Raw genomic sequence first — 19,185 nt, 5'->3', positions numbered from 1 at the left:
AGATCACCTCATTTCATTCAGATAACCATCCACTATCCATTTTCAGAATTCTTTGAGTATATTCTGTAATTCTGGGATCATGGGTAACAATAACAAATGTTTGTTTATTTTTTTCATTTAATTCTTTTATTAAATTCATAATTGTTATTCCTGTTTTTGTATCAAGAGCTCCTGTTGGCTCATCAGCCCATATAATCTTTGGTTCCGCAACAAGAGCCCGGGCAATTGCTACCCTTTGTGCTTCTCCACCACTTAACATATTGGGAAAATTTTTCATCCTATCTTTTAATCCAACTTCTATTAACATTTGTTCTGATCTCTCTCTGGCCTCTTTTTCATTATAACCAAGTATTAATAAAGGTAATTCCACATTTTCAACAGCATTTAATACTGGGATTAAATTGAAAAATTGAAAAATAAATCCCATATTTTTTGCCCTAAAAGTTGTTAATTCATCATCCTTCAAAGAGGTTATATTAACATCGTTTATAATAACCTTTCCTTCTGTTGGCTTATCTATTCCAGATAAACAATTTAAAAGTGTAGATTTACCAGAACCAGATGGCCCTAAGATAGAAACCATCTCACCATCTTTAATTTCCAGATTTATTCCTTTCAAAGCATGAACTTCAACACCTTCATTTTTATAAATTTTTTTTAAATTAATTGTTTTTATCATAATTTTTACCTCCTGCTATAAGTGCACATCTGCGGTGTTACACGCTACCACGGATATTTGATGATATGTAATCAAACTGCCTGAGTGAATTTGACTTTTTAGATATTCTAATCACATATATGGTGTCCAATTAGTAAAGCAAGCGAAAACTCGCAGATTGTCCATACACGCTACCGCGGGTATTGGTTTAAATATTTTTGATTTTATAAAAAACTTTTGAGCTATCGCTCACCTTTTCCCTTAGATTTTTTATAAAAAATCTAAGGGTAAAATTGAGTGAAGCCGAACATGGATGTGAGTCTGATACGACCGGCGATAATGAGCTATTTTTGAGGATTAACAATCAAGGTTTGAGCGACTTTATTTTTTGGACATCGTAATCACATATTCTCTAATATAATTATAACACTTTTATAATAAAAATATAATAAAAAATTTGACATAACAAAAAACGAGAAGACAAAAGCCTTCTCGTTTTTTTATATTATATTTTTAATTCATCCAATCCTTTTTCGATTATTTCCTTTGTATCTCTGGCTATCATTAATTCCTCATTTGTCGGCACTACCATAACTGTTACCTTTGAATCTTTTGTGGAAATAATCTTTTCTTCACCTCTTACTTTATTTGCTTCTTTATCAACTTCTATTCCTAAATATCCAAGATAGTTTTCAATTATTTCTTCTCTCATTATAGGTGAATTTTCACCAACACCAGCAGTAAATACTATTGCATCAACACCGTTCATTGCAGCAACATATGCTCCAATATACTTTGCAATTCTATATTCATATATATCAAATGCCAATCTACATACTGGATCACCTTCAATTGCATTATCTTCAATATCTCTCATATCACTACTAAATCCTTTAGTTAATCCCAAAACCCCACTCTTTTTATTTAAAATATTAACAACTTCTTTTGCGGATAACCCTTCTTCTTTTTCCAAAAATTCAACAATTGCAGGATCAATATCACCACTTCTTGTACCCATTACCAATCCTTCAAGTGGAGTGAACCCCATTGATGTATCTACAGAAACTCCATTTTTAACAGCAGCAACAGAAGCTCCATTACCAACATGTACAGTTATAATTTTCAATTCATCATATGGTTTTCCTAAAATATCTGAAGCTCTCTTAGCTACATATCTATGACTTGTTCCGTGAAAACCATATCTTCTAATTTTGTATTTTTCATAATATTCATAAGGTATTGCATATAAATATGCTTTTGATGGCATTTTTTGATGAAATGCTGTATCGAAAACTCCAACCTGTGGTACGCCTGGTAATAATTTCATTGCAGATTTAATTCCCATTATATTTGCAGGATTATGCAAAGGAGCAAGGAAAGATAGTGCTTCTATGGTTTTTAATACTTCATCAGTAATTTTAACTGAAGATGCAAATCGTTCCCCTCCATGAACAACCCTATGACCTACTGCATCTATTTCTTTTAAATCTTTCAATACACCATATTTTTCATCTGTTAATAAGTCTAAAACAAGTTTCAAACCAACTTCATGATTTGGAATTTCATGTTCTAAAATATGTTTTTCGCCATTTACTTTATGAACAATTCTTGATCCATTTATACCTATTCTTTCAACTAAACCTTTCGATAAAGCTTTTTCTGTTGTCATGTCTAATAATTGATATTTTATAGAAGAGCTACCAGAGTTGATAACGAGTACTTTCATTTTTCTTCCTCCTTTTGGAATTTTTATCACATTCATTATATCAAATAAATTTTTAAAATACAAAACAAGTTATTTTTGTTTAGATTAACTCATAAGTAAATGAAAAGCATTAGAGTAAAAAATTAAATATTAAGTTAATAAAAACACCAATTATCAATAAGAAATTTTTTTCGTGAAAAATTTTTCATATTATATAATCTAAAGAGATTTTTATACCTAATCTAAAATAAATACGCATATATGGCTGGAAATCACTCATATACGGCTTGTTTTATTTGGTAAAAAATTTTAAAATTAAAATGAAGTTATTTTATCTGAGGAGGGTGCTGGCATGAGCTTATTTGAAAATGCATTGAAACAGTTTGATAAAGCATGTAAAGTAATGGATTTAGACCCAAATTTACAAGCAGTACTTTCAAAACCAAAAAGAGAACTAACAGTTAATTTCCCTGTAAAAATGGATGATGGTTCAATAAGGGTATTCACCGGACACAGAGTTCAACACAATATTGCTAGAGGACCTGCTAAAGGTGGAATTAGATATCATCAGGATGTAACTTTAGACGAAGTTAGAGCTTTAGCTTTCTGGATGACCTGGAAATCTGCAGTTGTAGATATCCCATATGGTGGAGGTAAAGGTGGAGTTACAGTAAATCCAAAAGAATTATCTGACGGAGAATTGGAAAGACTATCAAGAAGATTTTTCTCAGAAATACAGGTAATTATAGGTGAAGATAGGGATATTCCTGCACCAGATGTAAATACCAACCCACAGGTAATGGCATGGTATATGGATACTTATTCAATGAATGTTGGACATTCTGTACTCGGTATTGTTACAGGTAAACCTTTAGATATAGGTGGTTCTAAAGGAAGAACTGAAGCTACAGGTAGAGGCGTTAGAGTATGTGTTGAAGAAGCGACTAATTACTTAAGAGACAAAGGTGTATTTACAAAATCAAATGAGCAATTAACAGTTGCTGTCCATGGTTTCGGTAACGTTGGTACTTATGCTGCATTATTGACAGCAGAAGAATTAGGTATGAAGGTTGTAGCATTCAGTGATAGTTCAACAGGCGTTTATAAAGAAGATGGATTCACACCAGACGAAATAAGAGATATTATGGATTATATCTCTGCAAGAAAAACCAGATTAAACGATTATGATGGAGAAGTTAATTTCAAAAAAATTACAAATGATGAATTATTAACTTTAGATGTTGATATTTTAATTCCAGCTGCTATTGAAAACGTCATAACAGAAAAGAATGCTAAGGATGTTAGAGCTAAATTAATAGTTGAAGGTGCTAATGGCCCTATTACTCCTGAAGCTGATGAAATATTAAATGAAAAAGGTGTTTTAATTGTTCCTGATTTCCTTGCAAACTCAGGCGGAGTTACTGTATCTTATTTTGAATGGGTACAAGGCTTACAATATTACTTCTGGGAATTAGAAGATGTTAGAAATGCATTACACAGAAAAATGAAAGATGCTTTCTGGTCAACTATTAAAACTATGGAAAAATATAAAACAGATATGAGATCTGCAGCATATGTTATTGCAATTGAAAGAGTTGCAACTGCTACAAGATTAAGAGGAATATATCCATGATTAAATGCCCCAAAAGGGGCATTTTTTTTATTATGATATAATATATAATAAAAATATTATTTTCTGGAGGAATATCATGGATATAAACGATATTAAAATTTTATTTAGGGGAGAAAATGCGCACTTCACAGAGGATTTGAAAATTTTTTCTGTAATGGTTCCATTGCTTAAAATAAATAATAAACTGCATATTCTATTTGAAATAAGATCAAATAAATTAAGTCAGCCCGGAGAAGTTAGTTTACCTGGTGGAGCAGTTGAAAAAAATGAAGCTCTCTATAGTGCAGGAATTAGAGAATTAGAAGAAGAGGTTGGAATCACACATGAAAAAGTTGAAAAAGTCGCCCAGTTAAATTATTTTTCAACGCCATTTAATTTTATCATTTATCCATTTTTAGTATATATTAAAGATTTTAAAAACTCCGATCTAAAACTTAATTATGATGAAGTTTCTGAAATTTTCTTTGTCCCATTAGATTTTTTTATAAATTATTCTCCTTTAAAATATAAAGTTGATGTAAAAATGGTTCCTCCTGAAAATTATCCCTATCATTTAATTCCGAATGGAAAAAATTATAATTGGAGAAAGGGTTTTTATAAAACCTATTTTTATATATATAAAGATAAAATTATATGGGGATTAACAGCAAAAATTATTTATAATTTCATAAAAAAGCTCCCTTAACGGGAGCTTTTTATATACCAGTTATATACCAGCTGCTACATTTAATTCAAAAGATAAATTATTAAAATCAAAAACATCTCCAAAATCTGCTGTGTTACTTTTAACAGAAACATTTAAATCCAATATATGCAAGTTAATTCCAAAACCGGTATTTAGTGACCAATAATCTATATTATTACTAATATCAAACCAGAATGGTATAAACAATAAATTTCCATCTATATTAATACCCCATGCCAGCCCTTTTTCAAAAAAATATTGCAAATGTGGTGTTATATCAAAAAGAAAATTAAATGTATAAAAAGCAGAAATATTCATCGGTAAATCTAAAGAAATTTCCGGATATTCTTTGTCTAATGTTTCTGATATTTTTTCTATTATTGGTGTAGCATTATCTGAAATTACTTTTAAATCCGCTACATTTAGATTACCGGTAGCTTCTAATGTATATTCATACTTAACTTTAGCTTTATTTAAAACTATATCATTTAATGACACTCCCCATCTATCTTTTTTTGAAATATAACCAATACTTATCTTTGTTCCAGAGTACTTCATAATATCATTATAACCCAAATCCATATTTCCATTATCAATTAATTTATCCAAAATTCCAAACGAACTATAAACCTTTCCTGATAATGAATAATCTATATTTAATGTTGCATTTTCTATATCCGGCGTTTGTTTAAACGTTATATTTCCTCTCAAAACTGCAACGGGAGCAAAATTCGATATATTTATTCCAATTATAGAATTTTTACCAATCCAGGAAAAGTAATTATTATCTTCTAATAAAATATCTGTATTAATAATACCTTCTCCACTCAAATCTACTAAATCACCATTTTCAACATTACCATATGATATTAGTTTAATTAAATCATTTGGCAGAGATAATTTTGTATTTGAATATAAATTAAATGATTTAGCATAAGAAAACATCCATAAATGGAGTTTTCCATACATTAAAGCATTTGCCTCTAAATTAATATCAAGATTTTCCCCTTTTAAATTATCATATATTTCATTAAAGTCTATTATCATTTCTTCTTTAAAAAAATCTCCAAAATTAATAAATGGCTGTTCAAAATCTACAGTTAAATTCCCTCCAATATCTATAAGATTCCTTGTTCCATAATCAAATAAGGCAGGGTTGAATGAATAATTCCATGGTTTATTTATTGTTGGATTTGAAAAAGTCAGAATACCTATAATAAATATAAATAATATAATACTAGTTTTTTTCATATTATTCACCACCTTTTAATAAATCAGCATTTATATCCGTTACCACTTCTATCCAGGCATTTAATTTTAATTCTCCACCAGACCTAAATTCCTGAGTTTTATCTGGCGGTATATAGCCTATAAAATCAATATAATACGGGTTGTTATTTATAATTTTATCTATATCATCCTTTGTAAATTTAATTATAAGTTCATTTACACCATTTTCAAGCTCAATATCTTTCTCATATAAAAATGTACCGTTTTTATTTTTCCCTGTTATTTTTAGTCCTGGAGTTAATCCCGTTGTATTATCATATTTCAAATGAAGGACCAATTCCCCTTGATTTCCTATGACAACATCAAGTGGTAAGTCTGATTCGTCATCTCCTTCTTTTCTTCCTAAAATATCATCTTTTCCTTCAATTTTAATTATTTCCAGATTTTCGTTTTTTAGGAGTTTAAAGCTCAATGGTATGGTTAAATCTATTTTAAAATCAAATACAAAATTACTTAAATCCTCTAAAGATACATTAAGATCACTTGATTTTATTGCCATATATACATTTTCGCCTTTAAGCACAGTTTTTAAAAATTCTGTAATATCTTTGTTTATTGAGGTCTCATCAAATACTACATCTGTTGTTGTGGTTTCTACAGTATTATTAACAGTATAGGTTGCAATTAATGTAATATAATTATTTTCATTCACTAAACTATCTGGTATAGTTCCTATAATTTTTGCATTAAATCCTTCAATATCAATATCATTTAAGGTTAATGTTGTATCTTCTGAAATAGGTATTTCAAAGTTCAAAGGGTCAGATTCAGGTATAATATCCTTGCTTATTGGTTTCACAGATGCATCAAGTTTATAATCAAGATTAATAGTTGCTGATAATGTGTACGTATTTCCTGGTGTTAAATAATTTGAAGGGTTTGATATATTTATAGTAATAATATTATTTGTTTCATCGTAATTTGCAGGTGATGCTTCAAACTCAAAGTTTAAAGGGTTGTCTAAATCTATTGTTTTATCGGTTAATGAAACTTCGTGAGTATTGCTATTTTCCATTACAAAAGTATCATCAATACCAAATTCCGGTATTTTTATAGATACATTTATACCAACAGGCAATTCATTATTCCAATCAATATTAATAGCGGAAGTTCCTGTAAAAGTTATGGAATTCAATAAATCTTTTGCCTCAGCAGGGAATTCGATTTTTTGAATATTACTTATGTTTAGATTCTCATCTGTTGAAACTTCAGCATATTTGATTTTTGGATTATTTAAACTAATATTTGCTGTTATCTGAGAACCGAGTTCTAATCCCTGTATGGATTTTATACTTACTCTGTCAATTGTAATATTTGCAGGACTTCCTAACTCTAAATCAGTTAGATCAATTAAAGCTGTTCCTTCAGAAGAAACGCTCATAGAAGTTTTATTTGTATCATATGTTAGCGTTCCGCTTATGCTCATAAATTCCGCATTATTAAGTGTAATTTCTATGTTTCCAGAGCCAAATATTACTTTTTTTATTTCTGAAGGTAAATTTATATCCTGTAAGATATTTGTTGTTAATGTAGCTTCTGATATAGATAAATTGTCAAGTGTTGGCGAAACAGATAAAATGTTTCCAAAATCTAACGGATTTGATGAAAAATCTATAGTCATTTGAGTGATATTTAATGTAGCATCATCTGTTCCAGTTAATAGTTTATTGCTTAAATCTACGGCTATTTTTCCTGCAGATGTTAAAAGATTAATATCCTCATTTTTAGTTTCTAAAACACCTGTAATACTTGTAAAGCTCCCTGTATTCAGCGCAGCGTTAAGAGCTCCTGTTTTGAATTTAACGTTTTCAATATCGTTAGGTAAATCTATTCTTTGTTTTATGGATTTATTTAAGGTCACACTTATTATAGCAGGTTTTTCTATAGAAATATTAGCTGTTAATGAACTGGTATTTAATCCAGCATTACCAAAATCTAGATCCAGCTTTTCAACAATTATTGTTGCATCATTTGTTTCTTTTCCGGTAAGAACTAAATTATCCATATTTAATATAGCGCCATCATTATTTAATTCAAATTGTTTTTCATTATCTGATGTACCATCATTGTATACCATTTTTGCAACAATTGAACTAACAACTGTATCTGTTATATTTAAAGATATATTTCCTCCAGAAAGAGAAACGCTTTCTATATCATCAGGTAAATTGATATTTTGTGTGTTGTTAACAACTACCCCTTCTATTTTTTTTACACTAATTTCTGGAGTGATGGTAATAGTAGGAGATTTTGTGAAATCAATATTTGATTTTTCGTTATCAGTGTTTGTAAATGTAGAATCAATAGTGAATTCAAATGATCCATTTGGCGGGAGAGACTTTGATTGGAATGCTAATTGTGAATTTGAATTGAATATTCTATGTGTTAACTCAATGCTTTTTGTTATATCATATTTATATAATACAGTAGCTTCAAATTCTGTTTTTACATTTTGCCATTCAGCAGGTAATTCTATATTAATATTAAAAGTTCCATCAATTGTAATTGTAGAGAATGAGGTTGTTCCCATATTTGGATCAATAGTTTGAGAAATATTTTTTGTTGCAGAGAACTCAATACCTTCTGCTGCTTTTATTTTTGTACCAGCAGAAAAGCTTAAATTATCAGCTATAAGGGTTCCATTATTTCCACTGCCTGAGGTTATAGTAGCTCTTAGCGTAATAGTTGCACCATCTGAAATAAACTTATCTGAAAGGTCAAAGATTAAATTTCCAGGGCTATTAGTAGATAATGATAATATATTACTTGTTATTACTGAGTTATCAGGATTTGTTATAATTCCATCAACCTCAACACTTGCAGAATCATCATTATTTGTTACATCTAAAGTTAAACTTCCTGTTGAAAAGACAAGTTTTGAAAATGAACCGTTAGAATTTATTTTATCTGAAGTAGAAGAGCCATTCCCAGCAGTGCCTGCAACCGGAATAGATAATTCAATTGTAGGTAGTTCAATACCAGCATTGTTCACATCAATTTCTCCAACGGTTATATCCGGATTGGAAGGTTCTGGATTTAAATCAGGAACATTAACATTTATATTTTGTGGGGTAAAATCAAAATCTGGAACGCTAACATTAATTTCATTTAAGGATTTAATTGATGGAATGTCAATTGCTATAGGATCAATTGAATCAATATCTGGAATTGATATGCTCTGATTAATTGAAGTACTAAATGCATCTATTTTTTCAAAAGACTGACTCATATCAACATTTAATCCCGTTGCATATTTTATAGTCTGCACTCCACCTACAGACTCCACTGTGGCACCGGTTAAAATATCTTTAATACTTTCTTCAATGTTTATATAATTATCCAGTGATATTGTCGTAGCAGCCACAGGAACGCCTATTCTGGGCTTGGTTTTTACTTTTATCGATTTTACACATGATGCTAAGGATAAAATTAATATAATTATCAATCCTATAATAATACCTTTTTTCATAAAATCACCTCTAATTTTATTATTTTTTTAGATGTTCTAACAATCTAATATCCAAAAAGTTCAACAAAACTATATTGTCTAAAAAGTCTAAAATGAAACGAAGGCTCGAAGATTGCCCTTAACGCACCTACGGTGGGTTAGCCGTCAAAAAAACAGGATGTTTTTTTGAGTGAAGCTTTTTCATGGATGAAAAATCTGAGCGACGGCTGAGAATGAATAATTTTAAGGATAAGCAATCGAGCTGCCTGAGTGAATTTGACTTTTTGGACATCGTATCTATTTATTTTAAATTTAATATTGATTTAAATTTAATATTAATATAATTATACCACAAATAATTGTAAAATATACAAAAATCCCTGCATTTTTTATGCAAGGATTAATCTTTATTAAAATGAAATAGCAAACTTTGCATATGCATTGATTTTTCCTTCCTGATCAGTATATGAATCCGGCAATTGCAATTGTGCTCCAATCTGGAAAGATGTAATACTTACATTAAAATTCATTTTCATATCTATTTTGTTAGTGTCGGAATAAATATCTTCTGGATTATTCTTATCTGTTTTTTTAATATTGGTATAAGCTCCCTGTATTAACTTTGTCTTTAATCCTATTCCCATCTCTGTCGTAATAGTATCTTCCTCCTGTTTTTGTTTATAGGAACCATTTATCCCTATAGCCCACAAGGTTATATTCGTTTTTGCCCCATAAGTTAAAAGAATACTCTGGCTATTGTTTATTGTGTCATTAACATCTTTTAATCCAGCATCAAAGGATAATTTTATTGAAAAATTATCTGTTTTAAATCCCATATTTTTTAATGATGCTGAATATCCGACTATTGTCTTATCCTTTTTATCATTATCACTCACATCTGTAGCACCATTTGTAATCAAAAATTCTGCATTATTTGTTTGATGCTCAAATGAATATTCTCCACCTAATGTACCCAAAAATCCTAATTTCAAACTTGCTCCAAATTTATATTTTTCTGTTATATTTCTTAAATCGTCCTTTGTTGGTGAAGTTATTTTTTCATCTCCAAATATATCATTTAACGGATTAATTTTATTGATTAATTCATTTGTATCCATTGTTCCCAGAGCAATTCCTAAAACCTCATCTAATCCTACTAATGTTGTATTGTCCTTTTTTAATTCATACTCTCCTTTTAAGTTTAAAACCCATATTTTCTTTTTAAATTTAGCTCCATATTTCATTACATTTGATGGCGCTGAAACTCCCAATGATTTATAATTTTTATCTGCTTTTAAGTAATATAAATCAAGGCCAAGGAAAGGAACTTCACTTTCCAGAGAAATAACTGTTCCTAATAAATATTTATCTGTAACCGCTGATATTATACCATTTGATATTGGGAAATAATCAAATGTTTTTGGGAAAACATCTTCTATTTGTTTTACATAACCTTCTACTGTATCTTTTATTGATGGATCGCCAGCTATAACTGCAACCTGTGATGCCATATCCGTTACACTTATAATATTTGAAGAATCATCAACGTATATATCCGCGCCAATATTGGATTTTAAATTAATTAATCCTAAATTGATTTCTGTATTCAACCCTAATAAAATATTTTGTTTTGGAGTTACTGTATCAGGAATTTTAAACAATGATTTTATATACCTATCGTCCTGAGCCCCCTGATAATCAGAAATTACAGAAACATCTACATCCGTTTTTAATATTTCAAAAAGGTTTATCCCTGTTTTTATACCAGCAAAATATCTTGGATAAGAGGTCTCAAATACTCCAACATCACTATTTCCAGCTGCAAATTCTGCCTTCGCCAGATAAAAATCCACCTCTGCATAATGACCCCTGACATTATAATTATTTACCGTTAATGGATTGAAGTTTATTTGATTATCAAAAAATTGATATTTTAAAAAAGCTAAATCCATATAAACGCTCAAAGAATTCGTTACATCGATGTTCCTTGGTAATTCATAAATAGTATAATCATCCATAGTCAAGGGGTTTATTAACCTTAATGCGTCTTTCAAATCATAATTTAATTGATTTGAAAAATCTTTAAATAACTGAACAATGTCTGTACTTTCCTGAGAAAATGTTGTTCTGAACCCTAAATTAAATACCCATAATCTCAGGTTTGACCCTAAATTAATATCCTGAGAAAATTTCATCTGTAATGAGTCGATAATATTTTTTTCTACCAATTCATTTGTGGTTGATATTTTACTTTCAAATTTAAATTCAGAAGCTAATTCATAACTTTTATTAAATGTAAATTCAACTAATGGTGGTCCTTTCTCCTTCATTATAACTTTTATTTCATCTGGATTAGATACATTACCTTTCTTATCTGCAACTTGAATATATATATTATATTCGCCAAAAGGAGCATTAGTAAGTTTATATGTTAATAAATTTCCTTCTAAATTATAATTTTCTATTTTTTTATCATTAATTTTAAAAGAAATGCTTTTCGGATCTATTCCTGTTTCATTTTCATCCAGTAAAATAGCGATCGGTATTAATTCATTATCAAAAAATTTTTGTCCCGCTAGTGGTGAAATGAATTTGATTTTAGGTTTTAATGTATCTGGCAATACTTCAAACTGATAATATTTACCAAATCCTTCTGGAAATCTCTGAACTATTCCTTTATCATCAACTAATTGAATATAAAAATTGTATTTTGTAGTTGTAAGCAGAGCTGCCGGTATGACAGCTTCCGCAGAACTTTGAAAAACTCTTAATTTTAATATATTAAATTTTCTTTCATCATATGCTCTAAAAAACAGCTTAGCTTCATTAAAAGTTTGACCTGATTTAAAATTAACGCTTATCTTTACATTTTGCCCTTCATATACTTCTTTATCATATATAACTTCCTGAGAAAAAGCAATTGCTGAAATCATTAATATTAATATTAATATTCCTAAATTTCTTTTCATAATATCCCCCCTAAACTTATTCATTAAAAGAAATTTCTCTTCTATTTGCAAATTTGACGCCTTCATTTGTGTTTATAGTATATATTTTTTGAACTCCAGTGGTAAATACAATTTTTATTTCTGAATCATTATAAATCACAAGCGTATCACCTGCATAAAGGGGGTCCATTAATTTCAAATCATTTATTTGATCTTTATATTTTATTGAAGCATTCCCTTTTAATGCAACTACCACACCAAGAACATTTCTTTTTTCTTCATAAGGTATTACTTTTACTTTAACGGATTTCGATATTTCACCTGCAGTAGCTATTATTTCATGTTCCCCAGGTACAGTTAGTACAGCTTCTATAGTATCTCCAACACCAAGCTCCCCTTCTATATCAGAAGTCCATATAATATCATCATCAATTCCCATTTTATAAGCACTTAGTTCTATCGGTTGTCCCTGAACAATTAATAATCCCTCTTCTATATTTATTACAAGATCTCGTTCTATTTTCACTTCTTCCAGTACCTGAATAGAAATCTTTTTGGTAATTGAACCATTATATTTGCTCATAGCACTTAACGTTATTTCATGTTCTCCCTTACTTAATTTTTTATTTATTTCCGAACCTCTACCAATTTGACCATCTATATTAGAAATCCAGATAATGTTTTCAGAAGGTATTTTTGTCCCATCTGCATCAATTACTATAGCCTTAAATGGAATTTCAACTGCTCCGGTAAAAACATCTCCATTGGATGGACTATCTATGGATATTCTCATTTCACCTAAACTCAATATATTTATTGTATCTTTATCTACAAATCCTTTTGAATTTTTAGCTACAGCAGTTATTATATGTTTTCCAGGTATTAATTTCACTTTTATATTTTTCCCTGTTCCCAAATCACCCTGCAAATTTGAACTCCAATTAATATTATTTATATCTCCATCTATTGGATCTAATGCAAACCCTTTTAATTCAATTTCTTCACTTGATTTTACTATATTATAAGTCGACAATATTTTCATCTTTAATTTATCCCTTATAGCTATATTTACTATGTCTGAATCTTCATCTTTTTGTGCTTTAGCAATTACCTTTAATACATAATTACCACTTTCAAAGGTATTTGTATCAATTGATAATACCAAACCATTACCAACTTTTTGATCGTTAATAAACCATTCAATATCTGGATTTTTTCCTTCTGCATTAAATATTTGAGCCACAGCATTTATTTTTTCCTGCCCCTTTACAAATACTTGACCTGTAATAGGTTTTACTATTTTAATTTTTATCTTTTCAAAAATAGTAATTTGTTTTGTTTCGGTATAAATATTACCAAGACTATCTTTTACATCAACTGAAACAAGAGCATTCCCATATTCTAATTCATAAGCGTTTATTTTTAAATTATTTCCATCTAACTTTTTGTCTTCAACATTTGGTTGTTTTATAGTCCATAATATATCATATGGTTCCAATCCTCCTGAAATATTTACATTTAAATTAATTACATCCGTTTGTGAAAAACCAACTTTATCTTCAGGAGATATTATATTAGCTGTTAAAGGTGATACTACTTTTATAGATATAGCTTTTTCTCCTGTTAACCCATTATTATCTGTTACTTTAGCTATTATCCTATAATCGCCTGGTTTCAACGTACCCGCATTAAATGAAATCCCAGTCCCTTTTTGCTCACCATTGATAAACCATACAACATTTTCAGGTCTTACATTATCTTCGGAATCTGTTATTATAGATTCAAAAATTATTAAGTCCTTTGTACTCAACACACTTCCATCCATAGGCTTTACTATATCTATAGCTGGTGGTGTGTTTAACTTTATCCTGACTGTATCCGATACGTTTTCGACCTCAGCAGTAATTGCATGCTCACCAGAGGATAAAATATTTGTATTTAACTCAATTCTTTTTCCATTCCCTAAAATACTTCCATCTAACTTCCATGATACTTTTTCATCTTCATAAGGTAAATTTGGTCCTTTAAATGCTTCAGCCTGTAATATGAGTTTATCTCCAACATTTACTATTGAATCATTAATTGGTTGAATTATTCTTATATTAGGTTTTTCAACTATCTGTATATTTGATGAAAGTTGAACGCTTTCTCCCATTGAATCTTCAACATATAAATCAACAAAATGTTCTCCTGTAGTTAAAATACCTGTATATTCAACTTTCAAACCTCTTCCAACTTCTTCACCATCAATCATCCAGATTATTTTTTCTTCATTAATGGAATCATCATCCTGAACAATAGCTTCAAGTATAAGAGACATACCTGCAGTTATTTCCTGATTATTTTGAGGAGATATGATTGTTGGATTTGGTTTTTGATTAATAATTATATTTCTTGATTCGACGGCTTCTGTGTTGAGTTTATCCTTTACCAGTACTTTCAAATTATGAGTACCCGGTTTTAAAGTGCCTGCAAATAATGAATCAACATTTTCTCCAATATTTACACCATCGACAAACAATTCGTATGGTAATAGACCGTCTTCTTTATCTTCTGCTTTTACATTTATTGAAATATTTGCTGTTGTTACAAACTTTTCTTCATTTTCTGGAGAATCCCATACTATTATCGGTTTTGAGTTAGGTAATAACGTAATTGAATCTTCACTTTTAAATTCACCAAACACCGCTTTTAAAGTTAATTCTGCCTGTGTAGATATGTTTTGTGTATTTAAAGTTAAAACTGAACCTTTTCCAATTTCATTCCCGTTTAAATACCAGGTTAATTCACCATCTCCTTCTCCTTTTATTAATAAATCTTCTCCAGGATTAAATATAAACTCCTGTGATTCAAGAATTTTAGCCTTTAACGGCTCGAGAACTTCAATCTTAATTTCTGATACCAAATCACCATATTCTGCTTGTATTGTATGAACGCCTGTTTCCAGTCCATCAAGGAATATAACTCCTCCATTTCCAACTTCTGTTCCATCTAAATACCATAGTATATCATCTGTATTTAAATTAGTTTTACCTTCTAATGTTGTTTGATATACATTTCCCACAACTTTTATCTCTTCTCCATATTTAAATGTCGAATTATTTATAGGTTCCAGTATGTCAAGTATTGGTTTATCTGAAATATTTATATTTATTTCTTTTGTGTAAACTTCATCGAGAATATCTATTAATTCAACCTTAACTACAATATCTCCCTCACCAACATTTGAGACAAGCGCATCGCGCCCACTAACTATTTTGTTACCATTAAAATACCAGTTTATTTCTTTTATTTGATCCCATTTTCCGTTTAATAGCTCGATTTTCAATCTTATTGAATCATTCAGATTAAAATGACTTCCTTCTTCAGGCGAAACAATTTTAAATTCAATTCTATCCAAAACCGTAAATTCTACAACATTTTCAATAGAATTATTCATATTATCCATAACTTTAAATATTAATACATGTTTTCCTACACTCATATTTGATAATGTTATCTCTTTTGATTTAGAGATTAGTTCTCCGTCAAGAAGCCACTTTTGTTCTTTTATACCAATTTCTTCATCAAATTCATATACTGCATTTACGTCAATTGTTTCGTCTTTAAAGAAAATAGAATTATTATTAATGCCTTCTATTGATAAATTGGACACAGGTTTATATACATATATTTGAACCACTTTTTCTATATCATCTGCAACTGACTTAATTTCATAAGTTCCTGATTCTTCTGGTATAAATCCAAGATCCTTTCCTTCACCTATATATTCATCATTTATATACCATTCTATTGTTGTTTCATATTTTGTTTCAGCTTTCAAATTAATTGTATCTCCAAACTTAAATATATCCCCATCTTCTGGTAATATAATTTTTAATGTCTGCGATTCCAATATTTTTATTCTTATAGTCCTTTCTTTTGTAGGACTTTTGGCTTTTATTTCATATTCTCCCGGTCTATTAAATGTATAATTTAAGACTTCACCACTTCCTATTAATGTGTCATTTGCAAACCACTGAACATCACCACGTAAATTCTCCACATCAACTTCAAATGTAATTTCTTCACCAATATAAAATTCTTCATTGTTTAGAGGTGAGACTATATTTAAAACTTCCTGCGGTAATATCTCTATTGCAATTGAGCTTTCCAATTCGCCACTAACGACCTTTATTTCATAAGTACCAGATTCATCAAATGAATATGATATTCTTTCTCCTGTTCCGATTTCGTTATTATTTACAAACCATCGAAGTTCTTCTTTTAGATTTTTAGAATCAGCTACAAATTCTATTTTTTGACCAATTTCAAATTTTGCTCCATCGATAGGGGTTTTTATTATCAGATATTTTTCACCTACCACCTTTACTACAATCTCATCAGAAAAATCTCCTGATTTTGCTTTTACATTATATTCTCCACTATCTTCAAAGGTATATTCAAAAGTATCTCCACTATTAACAAATTCATTATTTATAAACCATTGAATCTCTTCATTTATATTTTTCTTTTCCGCTTTAAATGTAAATGTCTGATTTATATCCAGTACTATCAATCGTTCCTCTGGAACGACAATTTTAACATATCTATCTACATATATTTCTATAGAAATTTCATAAGAAGCCACACCAGATTCTATTGATAGGGAATGTACCCCTTCATCTTCTATAGAAAATGTATAATTTATTTCCTTACCTTTTCCTATTTCTTCTTCATCTAAATACCATATAATTTCTTCTTCTACATTTTCCCCCTCTGCTCTTAATAATACCTCTTCGCCAGCCATTAACCTGGCATTTTTAAGTGGGGAAACTATTCGAATTTCTGGAATAGCTTTTACATATATATTAAACGTAACTGATAATTCTTTGTATCTGGCAATAACTATGTAATTGCCAGGCTCTTTAAATGTATATTCCAGATCAGAACCGTTGCCTATAACCCTATTGTTTAGTATCCAATTGATCTCACCAGGATCCAAATTTGCATAATCAACATTTAAAGTAACAGGATCATTTACATACACCTCAAATTCAGTTTCTTCACTTTGCAATAATGGTACAAGTTCAATTTGAATAATAACAGAATCTGAAAGTTCTCCAGATTTAACCTCTATTTCATGCTCCCCTGATTCATCAAAAGTATAAGTAATTGATTCACCGCTTCCAATTTCATTTCCATTATCATACCATACTAAATCTTCTTCTAAATCCTGTACAAATGCTTCAAATTCAACCTCTTCACCAGCTGAAAATACCATCCCATTTTGAGGTTTTATTATTTTTAATTTTGGCTGTTTTACAAAAACATTTATTTCAGATTGAGAAATATTATTATAATTATCCTTTGCATAAAATTTAATATTCAAAGGACTATCCATATATCTTCTTTTTGGAGTATAATCTATTGCATTTCCTTCAAATCTTTTACCCTCAATTTCCCACCATGTTTCTGAAATACCATCTTGTGGATCATTATCAATCGCTTCTCCTTCAAAAGTATATGTTTTACCATATACAAGAAATTCCCCATCAGAAGGATTTATTATTTGAATTTCTGGTGGATTATTCATAGGGGTATTAAATTCTACCCATTCTATTTCATCGGGATTTATAAACGGGGTGTTATTTTCATAGTATGGAATAACTTTCCATTTATACGTTTTTCCCCACTCCAACGATTTTTCTAATTCATAAGATTGAGAACCATAAACCTTAAAATTGCCTATATTTTCTATTTGTAAAAGGTAATAGGAAACTTCATTGTCATATTCAAATGACCATTCAAATGTCGGATTAACATTATCAATTTCTCCAGCTGGATATATTAATTCCGGATATGTTATATCAAATGTAACCTTTTCATCAAGTGTTTTTGCTATTTCATTGTTTCCAGAATCTTTCATAATAACTCTAAGTGTATAGGTTTTACCTCTTTTGAAGACAGGATCATCATCTGCTCCGGTTATATTATAAGTAAAAATACCATCTTCAATATTATCTCCTGTTGGATAGCCTTTTATATCCAGATCCAGATTATTTGAATCTGGTTTGTTATGGTTAAATGCATGACTATAAATTAATTTCCCATTTTCCTCAATTTCCAACACACTTTTTGTTGTCGAATACCATGGAACCCTGCTCAATGACCATTTTATTATCGGCAATAATGTATCACCTTCAGGAAGGACTATAAATTCTATCGGATCTGGTTTTATTATTGCAATATCTGCTGTTTTATCTCCTCTATCAACTTCTTCGTCATTAACCACTTCTATAATCTTTATATTCAGTGAATACTTTCCTTCTGCCAATTCTAAATTCAAAAAATCTGATGTATCCTGTAAATTTGAAACATGTGTCATATTATTTTCTTTCAAAGCAACTTTATCCAGATAATCCAATATTTCAGTATTTTTTAAAACAAATATTTCATTTGGCGATAGCTCTATTGGACCAAATCTAACAATTAAATAATCTCCTGCCCAATCACCACTTAATACATCCAATCTAATGTCCGCATAAATAGTAGCAGGATTTGTATCATTCTTTACTGTAGCACTAAATAAATTACCATTTAATATTACTCCTGGTGTAATTATGGCATAATCTTGAGACACATTAAATTCCCATGTATCTATATTTTTTGTTCGTATACTCACGCTTTTTACAGCTGAAAATGAAATGATAAATAACATTAAAATCATCAAAAACAAAAAAATCCGTTTAAAACTTTTCATACACACACCCCCTATTTTTTATGAAAAGATAATATTTTGACTTTTATAAATTCTTCCTGGTTCAATGGTTAATAAT

8 protein-coding genes are annotated in these 19,185 nt (G+C 29.6%); 2 read left to right on the top strand and 6 right to left on the bottom strand.

Annotation, left to right across the window (positions count from 1 at the left end; genetic code table 11):
* Positions 1–13 precede the first annotated feature (13 nt).
* On the bottom strand, positions 14–679 hold the full coding sequence (locus tag XO12_RS08330; RefSeq protein ID WP_047266881.1) for an ABC transporter ATP-binding protein: 666 nt from the start codon (positions 677–679) through the stop codon (positions 14–16).
* Between the two features lie 484 nt (positions 680–1,163).
* Entirely contained in the window at positions 1,164–2,384 is a 1,221-nt protein-coding gene (ackA, locus tag XO12_RS08325; RefSeq protein WP_047266880.1) for an acetate kinase, read from the bottom strand.
* 331 nt (positions 2,385–2,715) lie between these two features.
* Here ackA and XO12_RS08320 point away from each other — a divergent pair, with 331 nt between their 5' ends.
* A complete protein-coding gene (locus XO12_RS08320; protein ID WP_047266879.1) occupies positions 2,716–3,996 on the top strand; it encodes a Glu/Leu/Phe/Val dehydrogenase in 1,281 nt (426 codons plus the stop codon).
* A gap of 76 nt (positions 3,997–4,072) precedes the next feature.
* Entirely contained in the window at positions 4,073–4,681 is a 609-nt protein-coding gene (locus XO12_RS08315; protein WP_047266878.1) for a CoA pyrophosphatase, read from the top strand.
* A gap of 21 nt (positions 4,682–4,702) precedes the next feature.
* Here the strand turns inward: XO12_RS08315 and XO12_RS08310 are convergent, their stop codons facing one another.
* The 4 genes from XO12_RS08310 to XO12_RS08295 all read right to left on the bottom strand — a co-directional run bounded on the left by XO12_RS08310 (position 4,703) and on the right by XO12_RS08295 (position 19,109).
* A complete protein-coding gene (locus tag XO12_RS08310; protein ID WP_047266877.1) occupies positions 4,703–5,932 on the bottom strand; it encodes a hypothetical protein in 1,230 nt (409 codons plus the stop codon).
* A 1-nt stretch (position 5,933) separates the two neighbouring features.
* Positions 5,934–9,440: a hypothetical protein gene (locus tag XO12_RS08305; RefSeq protein WP_175420103.1), complete on the bottom strand. Its 3,507-nt coding sequence runs from the start codon at positions 9,438–9,440 to the stop codon at positions 5,934–5,936.
* A 389-nt stretch (positions 9,441–9,829) separates the two neighbouring features.
* The gene (locus XO12_RS08300; RefSeq protein ID WP_175420102.1) at positions 9,830–12,388 is read right to left on the bottom strand and encodes a hypothetical protein; all 2,559 of its coding nucleotides are present in this window, start codon (positions 12,386–12,388) and stop codon (positions 9,830–9,832) included.
* Between the two features lie 16 nt (positions 12,389–12,404).
* The gene (locus XO12_RS08295) at positions 12,405–19,109 is read right to left on the bottom strand and encodes a hypothetical protein (RefSeq protein WP_175420101.1); all 6,705 of its coding nucleotides are present in this window, start codon (positions 19,107–19,109) and stop codon (positions 12,405–12,407) included.
* Positions 19,110–19,185 lie beyond the last annotated feature (76 nt).

This window comes from Marinitoga sp. 1154, assembly GCF_013363285.1.
Classification (GTDB): Bacteria; Thermotogota; Thermotogae; order Petrotogales; family Petrotogaceae; genus Marinitoga.
The sequence above is the reverse complement of the archived record's forward strand: the minus strand, read 5'-3'. Positions and strand labels throughout refer to the sequence as shown.